This is a genomic window from Halomonas zincidurans B6 (assembly GCF_000731955.1).
Taxonomy (GTDB): Bacteria; Pseudomonadota; Gammaproteobacteria; order Pseudomonadales; family Halomonadaceae; genus Modicisalibacter; species Modicisalibacter zincidurans.
Map to the genome: position 1 here is coordinate 144,655 of NZ_JNCK01000001.1, position 21,968 is coordinate 166,622.

Sequence of the window (21,968 nt, forward strand, 5' to 3'; positions counted from 1 at the left end):
TCAGGCGCGGGTCCACGACTGGCACCAGCCGCCCGGCGCCACGCTGTAGCCAGGGAACAATCGGCAACCCTGGTTGGCTTTGGTGTAGAACATGCAATTGTCGCAGCGCTCGCCCGGCGAATAGGCCGGCTGATCGCTGGCCTGGCTGGCCTGGGTGACGTAGTTGAGCGCCTTGGCCTGGGGGAGGCTCGGGTCGAGCGGCGGTAGTTGCTGGGCGAGCGCCTTGTGGGACAGCACGCCGGCGCCGAAGGGCAGTGCAGCGAGGCCGAGCAGGCTGTGGCGTATGAAATCGCGGCGGCTGTGATGGGCCATGGAATCTCCTGGATTCGAGCGGGACGATTGCAGGACCGGCTCGCTGGAAGTGCTGGATCGCGGTGTCGGTCCGCGTTGGAGGGGCGTTTTTTGCCTCTGATGTGCCGCTGTCAAGCTTAATTGAAAACTGGCGAGTATAATGGATGGATTCATCCTAGCCGATCCCGTCCCGCTGCGATGAGTCGTGCGGCAATCGGCCGCATCAGGTCAAGGAGACGTCATGCGTTTCACCACATTCGAAAGCCCGGTCGGGATGCTCACCCTGGCGGGCGACGAGGCCGGCTTGCGCCATCTGTATTTTGCCGTGGATGGTTCGGGCGACGCGTCGCCGGGCGACGCTGTCACTGCCGGTTGGCAGCGTGACGACGAGGGGCTGAGTCAGGCACGCGACGAAGTGCTGGCCTACCTGGCCGGGCGGCGGCGCAGCTTCAACATGGATATTGCGCCCGAGGGCAGCCAGGCGCAGCGCGAAGTGTGGGCGGCGCTGATGCGCATCCCCTATGGCACTACGCGCACCTATGGCGAACTGGCCCAGCGATTGGGCGAAGAACGTGCGGTGATTACCGTAAGCAGCGCGATCGCCGCCAACCCGCTTCCCATCCTGGTGCCCTGCCACCGGGTCGTCGCCGCCAACCGGCTGGGCAGCTACCCTGGCGGCGAGGCGCTCAAGCGACAGTTGCTTGCCATGGAGGCGGACGAGTCAACGGGTGTCATCTCTGCCTCCTGAGCGACACGGCTGGTATACTCCTGCGCAACCGTGAGCCGTCGGCTCGCGCCGGTAGCGAGGAGAGACCGATGCAAAACGCCGTGATCCTGATCAATGCCGAGAAAGGCCGCATCAACAGCGTCGCCGAGCGCTTGGCCGAACTCACCGGTATCAGCGAAGTGTATTCGACCTGTGGCCGTTACGACCTGGTCGCCATTGCCCGTACGCCCGATTTCGAGAGTCTCGCCACGCTGGTTACCGAGCGTCTGAACCAGGTCGAGGGCATTCGCGAGACCGAGACGCTCAACGCCATGCAGGTGCACTCGCGGCACGATCTCGAAACCATGTTCAGCGTAGGTTTCTGATGGCCGCCGGGCGACTGCCTCCCGTGGCGAGCGGGCGATGATCGGCGCGCTGCCTTTCATGCGCCGCCAGGTGCGCAACCTGGGCGTCGCGCTGGCCTTCGTGGTGGTCGCCAGCGGGCTGTGGTACTGGCAGGAGCGCGACGTGCGCGAGCGGCTGGTGTGGATGGGCATACCCGACTGGTCGCTCGACAATCCGCTGGCGGTGAACCGCGTGCTGCGCAACGACGGCGTGCTGGTCGGCTGGTCGGACCTGCGCGTCAACCCGTTATGGGTCAGCTACCAGCTGAGCGCGGTGGACGATGCGCGAATCGGCGAGCGGCCCGATTTTCGCCGCGATTGGCGAACCCTGTGGCCGATCACCGCCGGCAACTATTCCGGCAGCGGCTACGATCGCGGACACATGGCGCCCAATTACGCGATCGCGGTCAGTTATGGGCGCGAGGCTCAGCGCCAGACCTTCCTGATGTCGAACATCTCGCCGCAGCGTCCCGGCCTCAACCGGCGGCTCTGGCAACGCCTCGAGGAAGTGGTGATCGATCGTTTCGCGGCGCGCTTCGGCACCTTGCAGGTGATCACCGGGCCGATCTTCGCGGAAGGCATCGGCGGCGTGTTCAACCGGGTGGGGCTCGTCGAGGTGCCCGAGGCGTTCTACAAGATCGTCGTGGTGCCGAGCAGCGAACCGCGGGCGCTGGCCTTCGTCATGCCGCAGGATGTCGCCGGCAACGAGCCGCTCGATCGCTACCTGGTGAGCATCGACGAAGTCGAGGCGCGTACCGGGCTGGATTTCTTCCCGCAGTTGCCGGGGCCGATCGAACATCGTCTGGAATCGTCGGTGAAAACCGCCGGCTGGCAGTTGTCGCAGGTGGCGCGTCTGCCGTCGCGTTACTGAAGCGGTGAGTGCGAGTCAGCGATGCGTGCCCGAGCGTCATTCACGGGCGATAACCATTGCGCAAGAGCAGCGCAGCGCGAGAGGGGAGTGATCGGCTCATGATACGGATGGTGCCCAGGAGAGGACTTGAACCTCCACGTCCGTAAGGACACTAGCACCTGAAGCTAGCGCGTCTACCAATTCCGCCACCTGGGCGTATCATGCCGGCCTGTATTCGCGTGGTGCCCAGGAGAGGACTTGAACCTCCACGTCCGTAAGGACACTAGCACCTGAAGCTAGCGCGTCTACCAATTCCGCCACCTGGGCGAATACATGGCCATCGATCGGGGTGTTGCAACTGTCTATCAAGGGCTGTCTATCAAGGGCTGTCTATCAAGGGCTGTCTATCAAGGGTTTCACCCAACAGGGGACTTTCACCCCGACATTGTCTCGACAAGCAAGACTTCGTCATTCTGGTGCCCAGGAGAGGACTTGAACCTCCACATCCGTAAGGATACTAGCACCTGAAGCTAGCGCGTCTACCAATTCCGCCACCTGGGCAAGTGGCCACGAATCATACCGATTTCATGCCCGAATGCAAGAGGCAAACGGCGGATTTGCAAGGCGGCGTAGCGGCAATGGTTGGGTCGCATCCCGCGCGGCGCTATACTGCGCGCATGACATTATATCCACTCGTCCTTTCGCGTTTGCCACGCTTGCCGCGCTCGCTGCCGCCCGAACCATTCAATTCAAGGAAGCTCCACGCATGAATCACTGGACGTTAAGCGACGATCCTCAAGCGGCGCGGGAGGCCGACAAGTACGACAAGCCGGTCCCCAGCCGCGAATACCTGCTTGCCCGACTCGAGGAGTACGGCAAGCCGATCACCGACGAAAGCATGAGCCGCATGCTGGGCCTCGAGGACGACAACCAGCAGGAGGCGGTGCGCCGGCGGCTGGCCGCCATGGAGCGCGACGGTCAGATCCTGCGCAATCGTCGCGGCGCCTATGCGCTGATCGACAAGCTCGACCTGATCAAGGGCAAGGTGCTCGGCCACCGCGACGGCATCGGTTTCTTGCTCCGCGACGACGGCAAGAAGCCCGATCTGGTGATCCCCCCGCGCCAGATGCGCCGGGTCTTCCATGGCGATCATGTGCTGGTGCGGGTCAGCGGTCGCGACCGCCGCGGCCGTGACGAGGCCACCATCGTCGAGGTGCTGGCGCGCAACACCCAGACGCTGGTCGGCGTCTATCGCGCGCGCTCCAATGAATTCGGCGTGCTGATCCCCGAGAACACCCGCATCGCCCAGGAGGTGATCGTCCCCAACAGCGCCACCGGCGGCGCCCAGGACGGCCAGGTGGTGTCGGTACGCATCACCCAGCAGCCCGAAACGCGCGTCCAGCCGGTCGGCGAAGTCGTCGAGGTGCTCGGCGAACGCATGGACCCGGGGATGGAGATCGATATCGCCATCCGCAGCTACGAGATCCCGTCCGAGTTCCCGCCCGACGTCCAGGACGAGATCGCCAGCATGTCCGCCGAGGTCGCCGAGGCCGACAAGCAGCACCGCATCGATCTGCGCGACGTGCCGCTGGTCACCATCGACGACGAGTCCGCCAAGGATTTCGACGATGCGGTGTGCGCCTGGAAGACCAAGTCGGGCAGCTGGAAGCTGCTGGTGGCGATCGCCGATGTCTCGCATTACGTGCGTCCCGGCAGCGCGCTTGACCAGGAGGCGATCTCGCGGGGCAACTCGGTGTATTTTCCCGGGCAGGTGGTGCCGATGCTGCCCGAACTGCTGTCCAACGGCCTGTGCTCGCTGAACCCCGACGTCGATCGGCTGGCGCTGGTCTGCGAGATGAACATCTCGCAGAGCGGGGCGATCAGTCGCTATCGCTTCTACGAAGGGGTGTTCCGCTCTCATGCGCGGCTGACCTACAACAAGGTCGCGGCGATCCTCGATGGCGACGATGCCGAGGCCGATACGCTGCGCGAGCAGTACAGCGCGCTGGTGCCGTCGCTGAACAACCTGCATACGCTCTACATGCTGCTGCGCGAGGCGCGGGTCGAGCGCGGCGCGATCGATTTCGAGACCACCGAGACAGCGATCCTGTTCAACGACGAGCGCAAGATCGAGGCGATCGTGCCGCGTTCGCGCAACGACGCCCACAAGATCATCGAGGAGTGCATGCTGGCCGCCAACGTCGCCACGGCGCGCTTTCTCGACAAGCACGACCTGCCGGCGCTGTATCGCATCCACGAGAAGCCCTCGCCGGAGCGTCTCGACAAGCTGCGGTTGTTTCTCAACGAACTGGGGCTGTCGCTGGGCGGCGGCGACGACCCCAGCCCCCAGGACTATCGCGATCTGGCCGAGGCGATCAAGGGCCGTCCCGATGCCGACGTCATCCAGACGGTGATGCTGCGCTCGATGAGTCGCGCGGTGTATTCGCCGCAGAATGACGGTCACTTCGGTCTGGCCTACCCGGCCTACGCGCATTTCACCTCGCCGATCCGACGCTACCCGGACCTGTTGGTGCACCGCGCCATCCGCTCGGTGATCCGTGGTCCGCGCCAGACCAACACCGTGCTGCGCGCCGAAGGCGCGCCGGTCGAGCCGCCGAGCAAGTGGGCGCCGTACACCTTCGAGCAGATGCTCGAGCTCGGCGAGCACTGCTCGATGACCGAGCGGCGTGCCGACGACGCCACCCGCGACGTCACCGACTGGCTCAAGTGCGAGTTCATGTCCGACAAGATCGGCGAGGTATTCGACGGCACCATCGCCTCGGTGACCCAGTTCGGCATCTTCGTGCGCCTCGACGCGGTGTATGTCGAGGGGCTGGTGCATGTCACCTCGCTGCCCTCCGATTACTATCACTACGAGGCGGAAAAGCATCGCCTCAAGGGCGAGCGCAGCGGCATGGCCTACCGGCTCGGCGATGGCGTCACCGTGCAGGTGGCACGGGTCGATCTCGACGAGCGCAAGATCGATTTCGAGCTGGTCGACGACAAGCCGCGCCGCCAGCGCCCGCCGCGCAAGCCCGGGGCGGACTCCGCAGCCGGCCAGAGCGACAAGCCCGCCCGCAAGAAATCGCGGCGGCGCAAGCCGCGCCCCGGCAAGCAGGAGCGCGGCGGCGGCTCCGGCGGCAATGACGGCAAGCCCTCCGGGGAGCGTTCATGAGTCGCAGTGGTGGGCCACGCAACAAGCCCGCTCGCTCGCGTCACCCGCAGCAAAGTCACGCGCAGCAAAGTCACGCGCAGCAAAGTCACGCGCAGCAAAAAGGCGCTGGGCGTGGCGGCGGCGCCCTGCCCACGCCCCCCGCGGGGCTGGACAGCGTATTCGGCGTGCACGCCGTGGCCGCGTTGATCGAGCGCGGCGAGGCGCCCCGCGAACTGTGGTTCCAGGCCGGCGCCGCCGAACAGCGCTTGACCGATCTGCTCGCCGCCGCCCGGCAACTCGGGACGCGCCTGGTCGAGCAGCCGCGCGAAGTGCTCGACGGCCTCGCCCAGGGTGGCAGCCATCAGGGCGTGATCGCCTTCTGCCCGCCACTGGCGGCGCACAGCGAAGAGGAGTTGTGGCACCGCCTGGGCGGCTGGCCCCACGCCGAACCGCCCCTGCTGTTGATTCTCGACGGCGTCACCGACGTGCACAACTTCGGCGCCTGCCTGCGCAGCGCCGACGCCGCCGGTGCGCATGGCATCGTCGTCGCCAAGGACAAGGCCGCGCCGCTCAACGCCACGGTACGCAAGGTCGCCTGCGGGGCCGCCGAGGCCGTGCCGGTGTATCGCGTCACCAACCTGGCGCGCGCCATGGCGAAGCTCAAGGAGTCGGGGGTGTGGATCACCGGCACCGCCGGCGAGGCCGAATCCAGCCTCTACGACATCGACCTGACCGGGCCCTGCGCGCTGGTCATGGGCGCCGAAGGCAAGGGTCTGCGGCGGCTGACCCGCGAAGCCTGCGACGGCCTGGTCACGCTGCCCATGGCGGGCAGTGTATCGAGCCTCAACGTCTCGGTGGCCACCGGCATCTGCCTTTACGAAGCGATCCGCCAGCGCCGGCGGGCATCGACCAGGGCCGTCGCCGATGAACTAATGAGGGCGCCGGGGACAAGCTGAAGTGGAGGTCCGGCGCCATGGATGGCGTCGGTAGCGTACAGGGAGGTATTTACAGCGCCTCCACGCAAGCTGTCGACGGGTCAGCCCCGCGTGTAAACGCGATTTGCGATAGCCTTGGGGCATCGGCCGGCTGCAGCCGGTGGCAGTTGCATGCGGCGTGTACCATCACTACAATAACGCGGTTCTTGAAACACCCTCACCCGTTTAATCACTGACTCCTTGCTTCCTCATGGCCAGCAGCAGCGTCTGCCGCCACTGGGAAGCTGTCAAACCGTAAGGAGATACCATGCGTCATTACGAAATCGTGTTCATGGTCCATCCGGACCAGAGCGAGCAGGTTCCGGCCATGGTCGAGCGCTACACCAGCCTCGTCACCGAGAATGGCGGTACCGTGCATCGTCTCGAGGATTGGGGCCGCCGTCACCTGGCCTACCCGATCAACAAGATCCACAAGGCTCACTACGTGCTGATGAATATCGAATGCCGCGGCGAGACGCTCGACGAGATCGAGAACGTCTTCCGCTTCAACGATGCCATCATCCGTAGCCTGGTTGTGCGCTGCAAGGAAGCCGTCACGGAAGCCTCGCCGATGATGAAGTCGGCCGAGGACAAGGGTCGACGTCGCGAAGAGAAATCCGACAGGCCCCGTGCCGAGCGTTCCGAAACCGCCGAAGAAGCCAACTGATTCGCCCATCCAGGAGGAGTTGATCCATGGCACGCTTTTTCCGTCGCCGCAAGTTTTGCCGCTTCACTGCCGAAGGCGTGAAGTACATCGATTACAAAGATATCGATACCCTCAAGGCTTACATCACCGAGACCGGCAAGATCGTCCCCAGCCGTATCACCGGCACGCGGGCACGCTATCAGCGCCAGCTGTCCACGGCGATCAAGCGCGCGCGCTACCTGGCGCTGCTGCCGTACACCGACAGCCACCAGTAAGCGATAGCAAGTGATGTTGCCCCTGGCCCGCTGGGTAATGCGTGGCACGCCGCACGCCGCCGGTGCCGCGGTGCTTGCCGCACTGGTGCCTTGGCTGTTCTGGTTCAGCGCCGCCGTTGCCGCGCTGGTGACGCTGCGCCGCGGCCTGGCGCCGGCTCTGCCGGTGATCGTCGCCGCCGCGCTGCCCACCGGTTGGTGGTGGGTGCAGGGCGACACCATTCCGTTGGCCAGCCTGTTGCTGGTGACGCTGATGGCCGTCGTGCTGCGTGCGCGGATGCGCTGGAGCGAGGCGCTGATCGCCGGCACGCTGGTGGCCGCCGCGCTGGTTCAGTTCGGGGTCTTCCTGCCGCCGGGCGGGGCCGGCCCGTTGCTCGAGCAGTTGCGTCAGAGCTCGACCGAGATTGGCGGTATGCTCGACCAGTTGAGCGCACAGGGCGTGGCCACCGAGCAGCTTGCGATCCTGCTGATCGGCGGCATTACCGGGTTGATCGTGACGCTGGCCGCGATAGCCTGTCTGGCGCTGGCGCGCAGCTGGCAGGCGGGGTTGTACAACCCCGGCGGCTTTCGCGCCGAGTTCCACGCCCTGCGGCTGCAAGGCCGCGAGCTGGCACTGCTGATCGCCTTGACGGTGATCGGTGCATTGCTCGCGGTGCCGGCGTTGCCGATGCTCGGCTGGGTACCGCTGCTGGTCAGCGGCGTGGCGCTGGTGCACGGCCTGGTGGGTCTCAAGGGGATGAACGGGTTATGGCTGGTGGCGTTCTACGTATTGCTGCTGACCACCTGGCCCATGATTCTGATTGTGCTGCTGTTGGGTTGTCTGGATACGTTTGCGGATTTCCGCGCGCGCCTGGCCCGCAGCCAATGACAAGAGGTTAACGAGATGGAAGTCATTCTGCTCGACAATATCGGTAAGCTGGGTGCTCTGGGTGACAAGGTCACCGTCAAGCCCGGCTACGGTCGCAACTACCTGGTGCCCTACGGCCTGGCCGTGCCGGCTACCAAGGACAACGTCGAAGCCTTCGAAGCGCAGCGTGCGGAACTGGAAGCCCAGGCCGTCGAGCGCAAGCAGGAAGCCGAAGCGCGTGCCGAACAGCTCAACGACATCGAACTGTCGCTGGTCGCCAAGGCCGGCGACGAAGGCAAGCTGTTCGGTTCGATCGGTCCGCGCGACCTGGCCGATGCCCTGGCCCAGGCCGGCATCGATGTCGCCAAGAGCGAAGTGCGCATGCCCGAAGGGCCGCTGCGTGCCACCGGCGAGTACGACATCCAGCTGCATCTGCATGCGGAAGTCGACGCCACCGTGCGTATCGTGATCGTCGCCGAGTAACACGCGGCCCAAGGTCGCTCGCCGGACCTTGTAATCGAGCGCGGCAGCTTCGGCTGCCGCGCTTTTATTTTATCGGCATCCTGCAAGCGATCCCGGGCATGTCAGGTCCTGCGATTGCTAGGTAGAATGGCCTCGCGGGCGTTGACCCGCCGCGCTCCCTTTACTGCTGGAAGCCTCGTCCATGAGTGACGCCCTGGAACTCGATCAGGAAACCGCCGCCCTCAAGGTGCCGCCGCATTCGCTGGAAGCCGAGCAGTCGGTGCTCGGCGGGCTGATGCTCGACAATTCGGCCTGGGACACCGTGTCCGAGCTGCTGGTCGCCGACGATTTCTACCGCTACGAACACCGCCTGGTGTTCAATGCCATGATCCCGCTTGCCGAGGGCGGTCACCCGCTCGACGTGGTGACGCTCTCCGAAGCGCTGGAGTCCCGCGATCAGCTCGATACCGTGGGCGGCCTGGGCTATCTCGCCGACCTGGCGCGCAACACCCCGTCGGCCAGCAACATCCGCGCCTATGCCAACATCGTTCGCGAGCGGGCCACCCTGCGTAAGCTGATCCAGGCCGCCAATCAGATCGCCGAAAGCTCGTTCGCGCCGCAGGGCCGGCCATCCGACGAGCTGGTCAACGAAGCCGAGCGACTGGTTTTCCAGATCAGCGAATCGCGGCCCAAGATGGGCGGCCCGATCGGCATGAGCGAACTGCTCTCCAAGGCGGTCGATCGCATCGACGAGCTGTTCAACATGCAGGGCCGGATGACCGGATTATCGTCGGGCTTTCGCGATCTTGACGACATGACCTCGGGCTTTCAGCCATCGGATCTGGTAATCGTGGCCGGGCGCCCGTCGATGGGCAAGACCACCTTCGCGATGAACATCGTCGAACATGCGGTGATCTCCAGCGACAAGCCGGTGATGGTGTTTTCGATGGAGATGCCCGCCGAATCGCTGATGTTGCGCATGTTGTCGTCGCTGGGGCGTATCGACCAGACCCGCGTGCGCACTGGCCAGCTCGAGGACGAGGACTGGCCGCGGCTGACCTCGGCGGTCAACCTGCTCAAGGACAAGAAGCTGTTCATCGACGATACCGCGGCGCTGTCGCCCAACGAGATGCGCTCGCGGATCCGGCGCGTGGTTCGCGAGCACGGCAACCTGGGCATGATCATGATCGACTATCTGCAGTTGATGCAGATCCCCGGGTTTTCCGAGAACCGGACCGGCGAGATCTCGGAGATCTCGCGCTCGCTCAAGGGGCTGGCCAAGGAGTTCGACTGTCCGGTGGTGGCGTTGTCGCAGCTCAACCGCTCGCTGGAGCAGCGCCCCAACAAGCGTCCGGTGATGTCGGACCTGCGTGAATCGGGGGCCATCGAGCAGGACGCCGACGTGATCACCTTCGTCTACCGCGATGAGGTCTACAATCAGGACAATCCCGACAACAAGGGGTTGGCCGAGGTGATCATCGGCAAGCAGCGTAACGGGCCGATCGGCACCGTGCATCTGGCCTTCATCGGCAAGTACACGCGCTTCGAGGATCTGGCGCCCGATAGCTACGGCCAGCACTTTGGCGAATGATGCCGGCCAGCACGGTTGAGCCGCGCGTCGCGAGTCGTATAATGCCGGCCCCGTGGCAGTGGGCGGTCAGGCAGTAACGGTTTCCATCCAATAGAGTCGACAAGGAGATACGCATGGCGGGCGGATTTCGTCGCGGCAACCGCAATCGGACCCCGAAACTTGAAGCGCGTGGAACGCTCGAGAGCGTATCGCGCGAAGGGCCGTTCAAGGAGTGGTTGGGCATGCCGGACCTCTACCGCTACGCGCTGGTGGTCGATGGCGTGACCTACAGCTACCAGACCGAGGACGCCGAATTGCCGGTCGGCGAGGGCGATTGCGTGGTATTCCGCTACAAGGAAACCAAGGCCGGCAACTGGGTGGACCGCAATTCGCTGGGGATCGCCATCGACCCCGCGACCTTTCAGCGCGACTGAGCGGTGGCCCGGTGGGGCGACGCTTCGGCACTGGTTCGCGTTGCCGGCCCCGGGCTGATCAGGCGACCCTCGTGACTGGCGTCCTCAGTGGCGCTGAATTGCCCTTTCGATCGACGGTCTGACCGATCGATCAACTCATCTTTCCTCTTTCCGGCCAGGCGCTCGATAGCTCTTCGCAACGCGACAGGACGCCTCAGGTGAAACGCCGCTGTCATCTGTGCCGGGTAGCGTGGCAGGACGCCAACGCCCGTGCGTGCATTACTATAAAAGGAGGGAGCCATGGACCTTCATGTGCTCAAGCAGTACGTCCACAATCATGCCAATTTCGAAGTGCGCGTCATCAGCCACGCCGGCAGCCGTTGTTATCAGGTTGAAATCGAGGACATCGAAGGTGATCGGCACCTGCTGACTCAACGCGGCAAGCCGATGATGTTCCGTGCCCTGGACGACATCTACCTGGAGCTCAAGCGGGCGGGGATTCACCGCGCCTATCTGGTGCATTACGTCGCCCACGACGAGATGATCGGGCGTCAAGCGCACTATCAGGAGCCGCTGGCGTCACGCATGCCGTTGGTCTTTTAGATGGAGCGCCAATTACCGGCCTGGTCTCAGCGCAGCGGGGGCAGCCAACGCCCCAGCGCAAAGCGATGCCGGGCCACTGCCAGGTAGAGCCGGTCGAGCAATGGCCTGATTCCCGGCAGGTGAGATAGCCAGACCAACCGTCGATAGCCGAGCAGCGCGAGCATCGCACGTACCGCGTCCATCCCCGCGAACCATTTCCCCGCGCCATCCTGGGCAAACATTCGGCCCAGCAATTCCTCGCAGTCACGTTCCCAGGCGCTCGCGGAAAAGTCCCTGGCGCGTATGTCCACGCAGCGCACACGCTGACGATGGGGATGCCGCTGGATCCAGGCGACCTGACGCTGACAGATCGGACAATCGCCGTCATAGAGCAGCATCAGTGGCGCGCGGACATGCGCTGGCGAATGGCGTAGCGTCATCGTTGGTCGGTCCCAATTCATGCAGTGGATACACTTTCCTTACTTGGCAGCATAGCCTCATCAGTGACAATGGCGGGCATAGCGCTGTCTCCAACTGATGTTTGTACAAGCCTTTACAAATACCGCCGATAGCTTGAGTTAATTCCCGTGGCGGCCGGCGGGATTGATACACTCACGGGATCGCAAAGCAAGGAGACCCATCATGCCCAATGCCCGTTTCGGTGTATTACTGGCCAATCTCGGCACTCCGGCTGCACCGACCTCCGAGGCGGTGCGGCGCTACCTGGGAGAGTTCCTGTGGGATGAACGGGTAATCGACGTCTCGCGGCCGCTATGGTGGCTGATCTTGCACGGGGTGATCCTGCGCATCCGGCCGCGCAAGGTCGCCAAGGGCTACGCGGCGATCTGGGGCGAGGACGGTTCGCCGTTGCTGGCGATCGGCCGGCGCCAGCAACGTGCCCTGGCCGAGCGTCTCGCCGAGCAGTTCGGCGAGACGCTTCCGGTCGAGCTGGCCATGACCTACGGCCAGCCGAGCATGGAGACGGCCGGCAAGGCGCTGCGCGATGCCGGGGCGGAGCGCATCCTGGTGCTGCCGCTGTACCCGCAGTTTTCGCGCTCGACGACCGCGGCCGTGTTCGACCGGCTGGCGCGCGCGCTCAAGCCCTGTCCGCATCTGCCCGAGTTGCGCTTCGTCCGCGATTATCACGACCATCCGGCGTACATCGGCGCATTGGCGGCGAGCGTGCGCGAGCACTGGCGCAGGCACGATGGCGAGCGCGGGCGGCTGATGATGTCCTATCACGGCATCCCCAAACGCTATGCCGAGGCCGGCGATCCCTACCCGCAGCACTGCCAGGCCACCAGCCGCTTGCTGGCCGCCGAGCTGGGGCTCGGCGAGGACGAGTGGCTGATGAGCTATCAATCGCGCTTCGGTCGCGAGGAGTGGCTCAAACCGTATACCGACATGACGCTCAAGGCCTGGGGCCAGGAGGGCGTCGAGCATGTCGATATCATCAGCCCGGCGTTTTCTGCGGACTGCCTGGAAACGCTCGAGGAGCTCGAGGTGGAAAACCGCGACAACTTCGCCGCGGCCGGCGGCAAGACCTATCGCTACATCGCGGCGCTCAACGATCGTCGCGATCACATCGACCTGCTGGCGCAACTCGTCGAGCAGCATAGCCGCGGCTGGTAATTCGCCGCGTTGCGCGGTCTTCAAGGCTGGCGACTTGCGCGCTCGCCCTCGTCGTCTTCGCCTTGTTCCTTGAGCTCGGGAATATCGTCCCGGGTGGGCTCGAAGCGGGGGAGCTTCTGATGCAGGGCGCTCTTGGCCAGCAGATGCGCCGACACCGGGGCGGTAATGAACAGAAAAACGGTGATCAGCAATTCCTGATAGCTCAGGCCTTCCTTGACCAGACTGAAATAGCCCATCGAAGCGATCAGCACGCAGCCCACGCCCAGCGTGGTGGTCTTGGTCGGGCCGTGCAGGCGCATGTAGAAATCGCGCAGGTGGGTCAGGCCCAGCGCGCCGATAAACGCAAAGACCCCGCCGGCCACCATGAAGAAGGCGATCACGCCTTCCATCGCGGTATGGAAACCGATCATCTCGCTGCCCTCCTTATTCGATGATGTCGCCGCGTAGCAGGTACTTGCAAACCGCCACGGTGCTGATGAAGCCGAGCATGGCGATCAGCAAGGCCGCCTCGAAATAGATCTTGTCGTTGAGCCAGATGCCGAACAGCACGATCAGCGCGATGGAGTTCACGTACAGGGTGTCCAGCGCCAGGATACGGTCGGGCAGGTCAGGGCCGATCGCCGCGCGATACAGCGTCAGCAGCGTCGCTGCGGTGAACAGCGCCAGGCTGATCCAGAGTGCGATGTCTAGCATTCGAAGATCTCCTTGAGCGGGCGCTCGTAGCGATGGTGGATCCTGTCGATGGTGGCTTGCACATCCTCGGCATTGAGTGCGTGGACCACCAACGTGCGCCGGTCGAGACGCAGATGGGCCGAGACCGTCCCCGGGGTCAGGGTGATCGTGCTGGCGAGGATGGTGATCGTGAAGGCCTCCTCGAGTTCCAGCGGATACTCGATGAACACCGGGCTCATGCGGCTGCGCGGGTTGAGAATCAGCTTGGAGACCTCGTAGTTGGCGACGATGATGTCGCCGAGCACGCGCAGCACGTAGCGCAGCAACAGCCACGGCCGCTTGACGGTTGGCTGGCTCTCCCAGAAGGGCCGGGTAATCAGCGGAATGACCAGCGCCAGGAAACCGCCGAGCAGCAGCTGACCGACCGACACGCTCTGTTGCAGCATCAGCCACATGGCGAGCAACAGTACCGAGAGCAGCGGCATCGGCAACCAGGGTCGTACCGGAATCATGGCTCGTCTCCTGTGGCATCGCTGGGCGCTTCACGTTCGATGATCGAGCGAATGTACGCCTCCTGATCGGCGAGCTGATCGGCCGTGGCGCTGGTGAAGTCGGTCAGCGGTCCGGCGAAGATCACCAGCAGGGGCGAGGCGCCGAGCAGCAGCAGAAGGCCCGCCGTACGCATCGCCCCGACGCGGCGCTGGCCGCGTTCGCTGTCCTTGTCGCGCTCATGCTCCTTGTCGCGTTCGCCGCTCTCGTGGCGCTCGCGGCGGCGCTCGCCTCCCGAGGTCCGCCAGAACAGCGTCGAGCCGGTGCGCGACAGGGCGACGATCGCCGCCAGACTGCTGATCAGCAGGACCGGCCACAGCCATACCAGTTGGCTGGCCGTGGCGGCCTTCAGGACCAGCGCCTTGCCGACCGCGCCGGAAAAGGGCGGAATCCCGGCCACCGTCAGCGCGCCGATGAAGAACAGCGTGCCCAGCAATGCGGTTTGATTGACGGCCCGGCCGCGGACGATGCGTGCGCCGGCCTTGCCGCGCTGATGGGCGATGATGTCGACCAGCAGGAACAGCCCGCCGGTCACCAGCGTGGTATGCACCATGTAATAGAGCAGCGCGGCGTTGGCATCGATGCTGTTCATGCCGATTCCGGCGAGCAGAGTGCCCACCGAGATGATGATCAGATAGGCGACCTGGGTACGCAGATCCCGTGACGAGAGCACGCCCACCCCGCCCAGCGCCAGGGTCGCCAGTGACAGCCACCAGACCCAGGGCTGGGCCAGGTAGGCCAGCGCCCCGGCCTGGGCGCCGAAGATCAGCGTGAAGACGCGCAGGATGGCGTAGATGCCGACCTTGGTGAGAATCGCGAACAGCGCAGCGACCGGGGCCGCGGCCGCGGCATAGGCGCGCGGCAACCAGAAGTACAGCGGCAGGATTGCCGACTTCAGGCCGAATACCACCAGCAACAGCATGGCGCCGGCCTTGGCAAGCACCAGACGGCTGCTGTCGAGCCCTGGCACTTTCGCCGCCATGTCGGCCATGTTGAGCGTGCCGATGGTGCCGTAGAGCACCCCCAGGCCGATCAGGAACAGCGCAGAGCCGGCCAGGTTGAGCACCACGTAATGGAATCCCGAGTGAATGCGCGCCTTGCCGCCGCCGTGCATCAGCAGCGAATAGGAGGCGATCAGCAGCACCTCGAAGAACACGAACAGATTGAACAGGTCACCGGTCAGGAAGGCACCGTTGATGCCCATCAGTTGCAACTGGAACAGCCCATGAAAATTCGAGCCTTGCTCGTCGTTGCCTGCGCTGGCATAAAGCAGGCTGCCGAGTGCGAGTAAGGCGGTCAGCGTGACCATCAGTGCCGACAGCCGGTCGGCGACCAGGATGATGCCGAACGGTGGCTGCCAGTCGCCCAGCGCATAATAGCGAATCGTGCCGTCGGCGCTCTGGACCAGCAGCAGCGCGCACACCGCCAGCAGCAGTGCCGTGGCGACCAGGCTGACGACACGCCGCGGCGTCGCTGGTCCTTCACGGTTGAGCAGCAGCCCCAGCCCGGCGACCAGCGGCAGAAGAATGGGCAGCGCGATCAGGTGATCCATCAACTGCTCTCCTCCCGCGGCTCGTCGAGGCGATTGCCGTTGACGTGGTCGCTGCCCAGATCACTCCGGGCACGTATCGCCAGGATCACCGAGAAGGCGGTCATGGCGAAGCCGATGACGATCGCCGTGAGCACCAGGGCCTGGGGCAGCGGGTCGGCGTAGTCGCCGCCCTGGCCTTTGATCAAGGCCGCGCCGCCGGTGGTCAGCCCGCCCATCGAGAACAGGAACAGGTTGACGGCATAGGAGAGCAGCGTCAGGCCCACCACCACCGGGAAGGTCCGGCCGCGCAGCGCCAGGAACAGCCCGCAGGCGGCGAGCACGCCGGTAGTCATCGAGAACAGCGCTTCCATCAGGCCTTCTCCTTGTCTTTTTGCTTGCTGGGGCGGTGCGTGGTGGTCAGCTTGCCGAGGTTGGCGAGAATCATCAGCGTGGCGCCGACCACGGTGAGATACACCCCCAGGTCGAACAGTGTCGTGGTGACCAGCTTGATCTTGCCGATCAACGGCAGGTAGAACGTGCCGATCGCCGACGTCAAGAAGGGATAGCCTAACGCCAGGCTGCCCAGGCCGGTCAGCGTCGCCAGGCCGACCCCGGCGACGGCGATCGGCTGGTACTGAAACGACATGCGCCGCTGACACCAGTCGACGCCATGGGCGATGTACAGGAGGATCAACGCCACCGCCGTGACCAGGCCGGCGATGAAACCGCCGCCCGGTGCGTTGTGACCGCGCAGAAAGATGAATGCCGACACCAGCAGGGCCAGCGGCAGGATGGTCTGCGACACGCTGATCAGAATCAGCGGATGACGGTCGCGGGACCATGGCCGGCCCTCGGCGTCACTCGATGGCATGAATAGTCGCAGCCGGTTGAGCAGCTTGTAGATGCCCACCGCGGCGATGCACAGCACGGTGATCTCGCCGAGGGTATCGAAGCCGCGGAAGTCGACCAGAATCACGTTGACCACGTTATACCCGCCGCCACCCGGCACGCTGTTGGCGATGAAGAACTGCGAGATCGATTCCAGCGGCCGGGTCAGCACCGCAAAGTTGAGGCTGGCGACGGTCCCGCCGAACGCCGTGGCCAGCAATACGTCGCGCAGGATCCGCGCAGCGCCGGACTCCTTGGGGGTTCGCTGGGGCAGGAAGAACAGCGCCAGCATCAGCAGGATCATGGTCACCACCTCCACCGCCAGCTGAGTCAGCGCCACATCGGGTGCCGAGAAGCGGGCGAAGGCCAGTGAGGTCATCAGCCCGACGATCGACAGCATCAGCAGCGAGATCAGCCGCCGCCGGTGCAGGATCGCCGTGGCCAGGCCGGCGAATATCGCCATGCCGGCGCCGACGATGACCACCCCGTCGAGCGGTTGCAGCGGTAGCGGGCCGCGCAGCTCGGTGGCGTCGAGCAGGGTGCCGCCGACCAGGCCCAGGATGGTGATCACCAGCCACAGCATGTAGCGCTGCAGCGAGCCGTTTTCCAACGTGTCGATCACGCGCTGGGTGGTGTGTACCAGGCTCTGGACCGAGGCCTCGAACAGCAGTCGTGCGTCGCGGGCACGAAACTGGCGCTGAAAGGCGAATAGATACTTGCGCTGCCAGTACAGCGCGGCGCCGCCGATCAGCGCGATGGCACTCATCAGCAGCGGTAGGCTGAAACCTTGCCAGACCACCAGATGCAGTTCGGGCGTGTCGCCGACCAGCGCGGCGTTGCCCGCCGCGGTGAGCAGCGCCGTGGTGGTCAACGCCGGCAGGGTGCCGATCAGCAGGCTCAGCGCGGCAAGCAGCAGCCCCGGAGCGATCATCAGCCTGGGCGGTGCATGGGGTGTCTTGGGCAACTCGGGCATGGGCCCCTGAAAGAATACGTTGTTGACCAGGCGTATCGTGTAGGCCACCGACAACAGGCTGCCCAGCGTCGCCAGTACCGGAATCAACCATGACAGCCCGCCCAGCAGTTGAGTGTCGAGGGACTCCTTGAGCAGCATCTCCTTGGGCAGAAAGCCGCTGAAGTAGGGTACCCCGGCCAGCGACGCCCCGGCGACGACCGCCACTACCGCGACCAGCGGCATCGTCCGCCACAGTCCCTGAAGCTTGCGGATATCGCGGGTTCCGGTTTCGTGATCGACGATCCCGGCGGTCATGAACAGCGCCGCCTTGAAGAGAGCATGACTGAGAATCTGAAAGAGCGCGGCGACCGTCGCTATCTGATTGTTGAGTCCCAGCAGCAGGGTGATCAGCCCCAGCTGACTGATTGTCGAGTTGGCCAGCACGCCCTTGAGATCGTACTTGAGCAGCGCAAAATAGCCCCCGTAGAGCATCGTCGCCAGGCCGGTCAGGCCGACCAGGTAGAGCCACTCGGGGCTGCCGGCCAGCGCCGGGTGCATGCGTGCCAGCAGGAACACGCCGGCTTTGACCATGGTCGCCGAATGCAGGAATGCCGACACCGGCGTCGGCGCAGCCATTGCGTGAGGCAGCCAGAACTGGAAGGGAAACTGGGCCGACTTGGTGAATGCGCCGAGCAGTACCAGCAGCAATGCCGGCAGATAGCGCGGGTCGGCCTGAATCATGTCGCGGCTGTCGAGCACCACCTGCAGGTCGTAGCTGCCGACGATGCGGCCCAGCAGCAGCAAACCGGCGAGCAGCGCCAAGCCTCCGGCCCCGGTCACGGTGAGCGCCATGCGGGCGCCCTTGCGGGCCTCGCTCTGGTGATACCAGTAGCCGATCAGCAGGAACGACGACAGACTGGTGAGTTCCCAGAAGAACCACAGCAGCAACAGATTGTCGGCCATGACGATGCCCAGCATCGCCGCCATGAACAGCAGCAGGAAGGCGTAAAAGCGCGGTGCGTTGTCGCTGGCCAGCAGATAGTAACGGGCGTAGACGATGATCAGCAGGCCGATCCCCAGGATCAGCAGCACGAACAGCAAAGAAAGGCCGTCCAGGCGCAGGGCGAGGCTCAGGTCCAGCGCCGGAATCCAGCGGTAGGCCTGACGGAACACCTCGCCATCGAGTACCGCGCCGGCATAATAGAGCGCGACCGCCAGTGCTATGAGCACTGGCGCGGCTGCCACGGCGGCGCAGGCGCCACGGCGCTCGTTGGAACTCATGATGGGCAGCAGGCCGCCCACCAGTGGCAGCAGCACAATCAATAACAGCGGCATGAACGACTCGCTCTCGTCGTTGGCGTTCTGGCGGATCCGGCGCGCGGCGCGCGGTTGCGATAGGTCACAGTTCAGCCGTTGCGGAAACGACCATCAAGCGAAATCGAAAGGCGGGTCGGTAAGAAACGGGCGGCGTACGGCTCGGGGCGCCAGCATCCAGGCAGGAGTGCGGTCGACCGGACGCGCGGTGGTCAGAGTATCGGCACCGGTATGGCGAGGCGCGCGTGGGGTTGCGCGCGGGGGGTGGCCCGTCATGGTGTCTTCCTCCCTTCGTGGCTTCCCGGCATCCAAGAGCATTGGTCTTCGAAGTAAGCTAGTTTGCTGTTTTTATTGAGATAAAATGCCGGTTGGCTGACGCCTTCGCGGCGTCAGTCTTCGACTCTACCACGCCCCCCGACGCCAATCTAGCGTAACCGGCGTGGCCGCGCCCCGCGAAAATCGCCGGGGCCAGCGCTAGTCGCGCAGCCTCACCTGCGAGAAGATAGGCGCGCGCGTCCTGTACCGTCCTCCGTTCATTTGCCTGGCAAGGAAGTTTCATGATTCGTCGCCTCCCGGTTCCATTGCTGCTGACACTGCTGATGCCCCTGGCCGGCTGCCAGGTCAGCGCCAGTACCACCGACATAGTCGGCCGCGATGCCACTCTCGCCCCCGAGGCCAGCCAGACCACGGCGGCGAGCGCCGCCGAGCAAACCGATACCGCCGCGCCCGCGGTACGTCAGGACTTCGTCGCCTGGGTCGCCGACTTCCGTCGTCAGGCCCTGACCGAGGGCATCAACGCGGTGACGCTGGCGGCGGCGTTCGATGACGTCCGCTACCTGCCGCGTGTCATCGAGCTCGACCGCGCCCAGCCGGAATTCACCCGCCAGGTCTGGGACTATCTCGATACCGCGATTTCCCCCGCCCGGATCCAGCAGGGCCGCGCGCAACTCGCCGAGTATCGCGCGCCGATCCAGGCCGCCAGTCGGCGCTACGGCGTGCCGGCCGAGATCCTGGTGGCGATCTGGGGCATCGAGAGCAACTACGGCAGCAACTTCGGCAGCTTCTCGACCATCGACGCGCTGGCCACGCTGGGTTACGACGGTCGCCGCCCCGACTTCGCCCGCAGCGAGTTGCTCGCGGCGTTGCGCATCCTGCAGCGCGGCGACATCGACCGCGAGCACATGCGCGGCTCCTGGGCCGGGGCCATGGGCCACACTCAGTTTCTGCCGTCGAGCTTCGAGAAATATGCCCGCGACGCCGACGGCGACGGCCGACGCGACATCTGGGGCAGCATCGCCGACGTCATGGCATCGACCGCCAGTTACCTGACCGACGCCGGCTGGCGAAAGGGCGAGCCGTGGGGCGCGGAGGTCCGCCTGCCCGATAACTTCGACTACGCCCAGACCGAACTGGACGTGCGCCGCTCGAGCCAGGCATGGCTGGCGCAGGGGGTGCGTGGCGTGCGCGGCACGCAGTTGCCAGCGCTTGATCAAGCCTCGATCATCGCCCCGGCCGGCGCCCGCGGGCCAGCCTTCCTGGTGGGGCACAACTTCCGGACGATCATGCGCTACAACGCCTCGACCAGTTATGCGCTGGCGGTCGCGCTGCTCTCCGAGCGGCTGGCCGGCGAACCGGGGCTGGTCGGCGACTGGCCGCGCCAGCAGCCGGCGCTGTCGCGCAGCCAGGTCAAGCGTCTTCAGCAGTTGCTCAACGCGCGCGGCTTCGAGGTCGGCTCTGCGGATGGGGTGATCGGACCGAATACCCGGCGCGGGCTGCGTGAATACCAGCGCAGCCTGGGACAGACGCCGGACGGCTTCGCCACCGTAGGGATGCTCGAGCGACTCGAAGCCGACTGAGCGAGGCCGGATTAGCCGAGCCGTGCCAGCAGGGCGGTGACCGCGGTCTCGACGCGCAGGATGCGTTCGCCGAGATGGATGCCCTGGCAGCCCGCGGCGAGCAGGCACTCCACCTCGTAGGCAATGAAGCCGCCTTCGGGGCCGACCAGCAGCACGCTGGGCCGGTGGATGCCGCGCGGGCAGGCCTCGTCCATGCCCGGGTGGGCGAGCAGGCCCTGCTTGCCGGCCAGCAGCCCGGGCAGCCGGTCCTCGACGAACGGCTTGAAGCGGGGCTCGCAACTGAGCGTCGGCAGCACGGTGTCGCGGGCCTGCTCGAGGCCCAGCACCAGGTGGTCGTGGATCTTCGCCGGCGCCAGCTCGGGCGACTGCCAGTAGCTCTTCTCGACGCGCCGGGTGTGCAGCAGGGTGATCTGCTTGACCCCCAGCGCGGTGACGTGCTCCAGCGTTCGGGCCAGCATGCGTGGACGCGGCAGGGCCAGCACCAGGTGCACCGGCAGCGGCGGCGGCGGCGGCCGGTCGAGGACGAGCTCGCTGAACAGCGCCGCCTGCGTATCCAGCGTCGCCAGCCGCGCCGTGCCCCAGCGGCCATCGCGCACCCCCACCGTCAGGCGATCGCCAGGGGTGGCGCGATGCACTTCGCGCAGATGGCGCAGACGGCGCGGGTCGCTGACGCGCGCCAGGCCGCCGGTAGTCAGGTCGGCGGGGTCGAGCAGGATCAGGTTCATGAGCGCTCCGAAGACGCGGGCGGCCATGATAGCCGAGACCGCGGCGGCTGACAGGGGTTTGCAAGCCATGGTTTGCAAGCTATGGGTTGCAAGAAAAGGGGTGCGGTGCACAATGCATCGATGCCGATTAACGATGAGGAGCAGCGCCGTGCGCGTGATACGTAAGTATGCCAATCGCCGACTCTACGACACCCAGCAGAGTCGTTACGTGACGCTCGAAGATCTGCGGCGCCTGATTCTCGACGACGAGCCGTTCCGTGTCGAGGATGCCAAGAGCGGCGAGGACCTGACGCGGACCATCCTGCTGTCGATCATCATCGAGCAGGAACAGGCCGACGGTGACGCCGAGGTGTTCTCCAACGACCTGCTGACCCAGATGATCCGCATCTACGCCATGTCGCAGCCGCTGCCGCTGGCGCGTTACCTGGAGCAGGGCACCCAACTGATGCTCGAGCAGCAGAAGCACTTCAAGGATCAGTGGCAGCAGGCCATGCGCCACACGCCGATGGAGTTGATGCGCGAGATGGCCGAAGAGAACATGCGCTTCTGGCAGCAGACGATGAACCGCACGCAGCACACGCGCGACGACGAGGACAAGGACGACTGAGCCCGTCGCGGCCGGGCAGCGCGCCACGCTTTCTGACATAATGCCGCGGATCGATTCCCCACTCGCGAGCA

The 21,968-nt window shown here is 65.2% G+C and carries 24 protein-coding genes and 3 tRNA genes; 15 read left to right on the top strand and 12 right to left on the bottom strand.

Annotated elements, in window-relative coordinates; genetic code table 11:
• Window positions 1-312 carry a high-potential iron-sulfur protein gene (locus HALZIN_RS0100755; RefSeq protein WP_031382353.1) on the bottom strand — a complete coding sequence of 104 codons (312 nt, stop codon included), beginning with the start codon at window positions 310-312 and terminating at the stop codon, window positions 1-3.
• A 220-nt stretch (window positions 313-532) separates the two neighbouring features.
• Here HALZIN_RS0100755 and HALZIN_RS0100760 point away from each other — a divergent pair, with 220 nt between their 5' ends.
• The 3 genes from HALZIN_RS0100760 to HALZIN_RS0100770 all read left to right on the top strand — a co-directional run bounded on the left by HALZIN_RS0100760 (window position 533) and on the right by HALZIN_RS0100770 (window position 2,272).
• Window positions 533-1,039 carry a methylated-DNA--[protein]-cysteine S-methyltransferase gene (locus HALZIN_RS0100760; protein ID WP_031382354.1) on the top strand — a complete coding sequence of 169 codons (507 nt, stop codon included), beginning with the start codon at window positions 533-535 and terminating at the stop codon, window positions 1,037-1,039.
• Window positions 1,040-1,107: 68 nt separating this feature from the next.
• Window positions 1,108-1,383 (top strand): Lrp/AsnC family transcriptional regulator, encoded by a 276-nt coding sequence (locus tag HALZIN_RS0100765; RefSeq protein WP_031382355.1) that lies wholly within the window; start codon window positions 1,108-1,110, stop codon window positions 1,381-1,383.
• A 37-nt stretch (window positions 1,384-1,420) separates the two neighbouring features.
• Complete coding sequence (locus HALZIN_RS0100770) at window positions 1,421-2,272, top strand: DNA/RNA non-specific endonuclease (RefSeq protein WP_031382356.1); 852 nt, start codon at window positions 1,421-1,423, stop codon at window positions 2,270-2,272.
• A gap of 108 nt (window positions 2,273-2,380) precedes the next feature.
• On the opposite strand, the gene HALZIN_RS0100775 is transcribed toward HALZIN_RS0100770, so the two are convergent.
• The 3 genes from HALZIN_RS0100775 to HALZIN_RS0100785 all read right to left on the bottom strand — a co-directional run bounded on the left by HALZIN_RS0100775 (window position 2,381) and on the right by HALZIN_RS0100785 (window position 2,812).
• Window positions 2,381-2,467, bottom strand: a tRNA-Leu gene (locus HALZIN_RS0100775).
• A gap of 24 nt (window positions 2,468-2,491) precedes the next feature.
• Window positions 2,492-2,578, bottom strand: a tRNA-Leu gene (locus tag HALZIN_RS0100780).
• A gap of 147 nt (window positions 2,579-2,725) precedes the next feature.
• Window positions 2,726-2,812 (bottom strand) — tRNA-Leu (locus HALZIN_RS0100785).
• A 205-nt stretch (window positions 2,813-3,017) separates the two neighbouring features.
• Between HALZIN_RS0100785 and rnr the strand changes: the two genes are divergently transcribed.
• The 9 genes from rnr (at window position 3,018) to HALZIN_RS0100830 (ending at window position 11,192) form a co-directional block, all read left to right on the top strand.
• Window positions 3,018-5,426 (top strand): ribonuclease R, encoded by a 2,409-nt coding sequence (gene rnr / locus HALZIN_RS0100790; RefSeq protein WP_035575053.1) that lies wholly within the window; start codon window positions 3,018-3,020, stop codon window positions 5,424-5,426.
• A complete protein-coding gene (gene rlmB / locus HALZIN_RS0100795; protein WP_084173257.1) occupies window positions 5,423-6,361 on the top strand; it encodes a 23S rRNA (guanosine(2251)-2'-O)-methyltransferase RlmB in 939 nt (312 codons plus the stop codon). The genes rnr and rlmB overlap by 4 nt, the downstream gene beginning before the upstream one ends.
• A 286-nt stretch (window positions 6,362-6,647) precedes the next feature.
• The gene (gene rpsF / locus HALZIN_RS0100800) at window positions 6,648-7,046 is read left to right on the top strand and encodes a 30S ribosomal protein S6 (RefSeq protein ID WP_031382359.1); all 399 of its coding nucleotides are present in this window, start codon (window positions 6,648-6,650) and stop codon (window positions 7,044-7,046) included.
• Between the two features lie 26 nt (window positions 7,047-7,072).
• Window positions 7,073-7,300 (top strand): 30S ribosomal protein S18, encoded by a 228-nt coding sequence (rpsR, locus tag HALZIN_RS0100805; protein WP_031382360.1) that lies wholly within the window; start codon window positions 7,073-7,075, stop codon window positions 7,298-7,300.
• 13 nt (window positions 7,301-7,313) lie between these two features.
• Window positions 7,314-8,165 carry a hypothetical protein gene (locus HALZIN_RS0100810; RefSeq protein ID WP_031382361.1) on the top strand — a complete coding sequence of 284 codons (852 nt, stop codon included), beginning with the start codon at window positions 7,314-7,316 and terminating at the stop codon, window positions 8,163-8,165.
• A 15-nt stretch (window positions 8,166-8,180) separates the two neighbouring features.
• Window positions 8,181-8,627 (top strand): 50S ribosomal protein L9, encoded by a 447-nt coding sequence (rplI, locus tag HALZIN_RS0100815; RefSeq protein ID WP_031382362.1) that lies wholly within the window; start codon window positions 8,181-8,183, stop codon window positions 8,625-8,627.
• Window positions 8,628-8,808: 181 nt separating this feature from the next.
• The gene (dnaB, locus tag HALZIN_RS0100820; RefSeq protein WP_031382363.1) at window positions 8,809-10,197 is read left to right on the top strand and encodes a replicative DNA helicase; all 1,389 of its coding nucleotides are present in this window, start codon (window positions 8,809-8,811) and stop codon (window positions 10,195-10,197) included.
• A gap of 113 nt (window positions 10,198-10,310) precedes the next feature.
• Window positions 10,311-10,610, top strand: coding sequence for a hypothetical protein (locus tag HALZIN_RS0100825; RefSeq protein ID WP_031382364.1), 300 nt, complete (start codon window positions 10,311-10,313; stop codon window positions 10,608-10,610).
• 279 nt (window positions 10,611-10,889) lie between these two features.
• Window positions 10,890-11,192, top strand: coding sequence for a DUF6482 family protein (locus HALZIN_RS0100830; protein ID WP_031382365.1), 303 nt, complete (start codon window positions 10,890-10,892; stop codon window positions 11,190-11,192).
• A 26-nt stretch (window positions 11,193-11,218) separates the two neighbouring features.
• Here the strand turns inward: HALZIN_RS0100830 and HALZIN_RS0100835 are convergent, their stop codons facing one another.
• Window positions 11,219-11,611 (bottom strand): thiol-disulfide oxidoreductase DCC family protein, encoded by a 393-nt coding sequence (locus tag HALZIN_RS0100835; RefSeq protein ID WP_031382366.1) that lies wholly within the window; start codon window positions 11,609-11,611, stop codon window positions 11,219-11,221.
• A gap of 202 nt (window positions 11,612-11,813) precedes the next feature.
• On the opposite strand from HALZIN_RS0100835, the gene hemH reads away from it, so the two are divergent.
• Complete coding sequence (gene hemH / locus HALZIN_RS0100840; protein WP_031382367.1) at window positions 11,814-12,803, top strand: ferrochelatase; 990 nt, start codon at window positions 11,814-11,816, stop codon at window positions 12,801-12,803.
• Window positions 12,804-12,823: 20 nt separating this feature from the next.
• On the opposite strand, the gene HALZIN_RS0100845 is transcribed toward hemH, so the two are convergent.
• Genes HALZIN_RS0100845 through HALZIN_RS0100870 form a run of 6 tightly spaced genes read right to left on the bottom strand, consistent with a single transcriptional unit; the run spans window position 12,824 to window position 18,730 of the window.
• On the bottom strand, window positions 12,824-13,213 hold the full coding sequence (locus HALZIN_RS0100845) for a Na+/H+ antiporter subunit G (protein ID WP_031382368.1): 390 nt from the start codon (window positions 13,211-13,213) through the stop codon (window positions 12,824-12,826).
• A gap of 13 nt (window positions 13,214-13,226) precedes the next feature.
• Window positions 13,227-13,496 (bottom strand): K+/H+ antiporter subunit F, encoded by a 270-nt coding sequence (locus HALZIN_RS0100850; RefSeq protein ID WP_031382369.1) that lies wholly within the window; start codon window positions 13,494-13,496, stop codon window positions 13,227-13,229.
• Complete coding sequence (locus tag HALZIN_RS0100855) at window positions 13,490-13,987, bottom strand: Na+/H+ antiporter subunit E (protein ID WP_031382370.1); 498 nt, start codon at window positions 13,985-13,987, stop codon at window positions 13,490-13,492. The genes HALZIN_RS0100850 and HALZIN_RS0100855 overlap by 7 nt, the downstream gene beginning before the upstream one ends.
• Complete coding sequence (locus tag HALZIN_RS0100860) at window positions 13,984-15,579, bottom strand: monovalent cation/H+ antiporter subunit D (protein WP_031382371.1); 1,596 nt, start codon at window positions 15,577-15,579, stop codon at window positions 13,984-13,986. The genes HALZIN_RS0100855 and HALZIN_RS0100860 overlap by 4 nt, the downstream gene beginning before the upstream one ends.
• Window positions 15,576-15,926, bottom strand: a complete 351-nt coding sequence (locus tag HALZIN_RS0100865; protein WP_031382372.1) for a Na+/H+ antiporter subunit C — start codon at window positions 15,924-15,926, stop codon at window positions 15,576-15,578. Before HALZIN_RS0100865 ends, HALZIN_RS0100860 begins: the two co-directional genes overlap by 4 nt.
• A complete protein-coding gene (locus HALZIN_RS0100870; RefSeq protein WP_031382373.1) occupies window positions 15,926-18,730 on the bottom strand; it encodes a monovalent cation/H+ antiporter subunit A in 2,805 nt (934 codons plus the stop codon). Before HALZIN_RS0100870 ends, HALZIN_RS0100865 begins: the two co-directional genes overlap by 1 nt.
• Window positions 18,731-19,266: 536 nt before the next feature.
• Between HALZIN_RS0100870 and HALZIN_RS0100875 the strand changes: the two genes are divergently transcribed.
• Window positions 19,267-20,565, top strand: a complete 1,299-nt coding sequence (locus tag HALZIN_RS0100875; RefSeq protein WP_031382374.1) for a lytic murein transglycosylase — start codon at window positions 19,267-19,269, stop codon at window positions 20,563-20,565.
• Between the two features lie 11 nt (window positions 20,566-20,576).
• On the opposite strand, the gene HALZIN_RS0100880 is transcribed toward HALZIN_RS0100875, so the two are convergent.
• Complete coding sequence (locus tag HALZIN_RS0100880) at window positions 20,577-21,290, bottom strand: 16S rRNA (uracil(1498)-N(3))-methyltransferase (RefSeq protein ID WP_031382375.1); 714 nt, start codon at window positions 21,288-21,290, stop codon at window positions 20,577-20,579.
• A 148-nt stretch (window positions 21,291-21,438) separates the two neighbouring features.
• Here HALZIN_RS0100880 and phaR point away from each other — a divergent pair, with 148 nt between their 5' ends.
• Window positions 21,439-21,897 carry a polyhydroxyalkanoate synthesis repressor PhaR gene (phaR, locus tag HALZIN_RS0100885; RefSeq protein WP_031382376.1) on the top strand — a complete coding sequence of 153 codons (459 nt, stop codon included), beginning with the start codon at window positions 21,439-21,441 and terminating at the stop codon, window positions 21,895-21,897.
• Window positions 21,898-21,968: the final 71 nt, after the last annotated feature.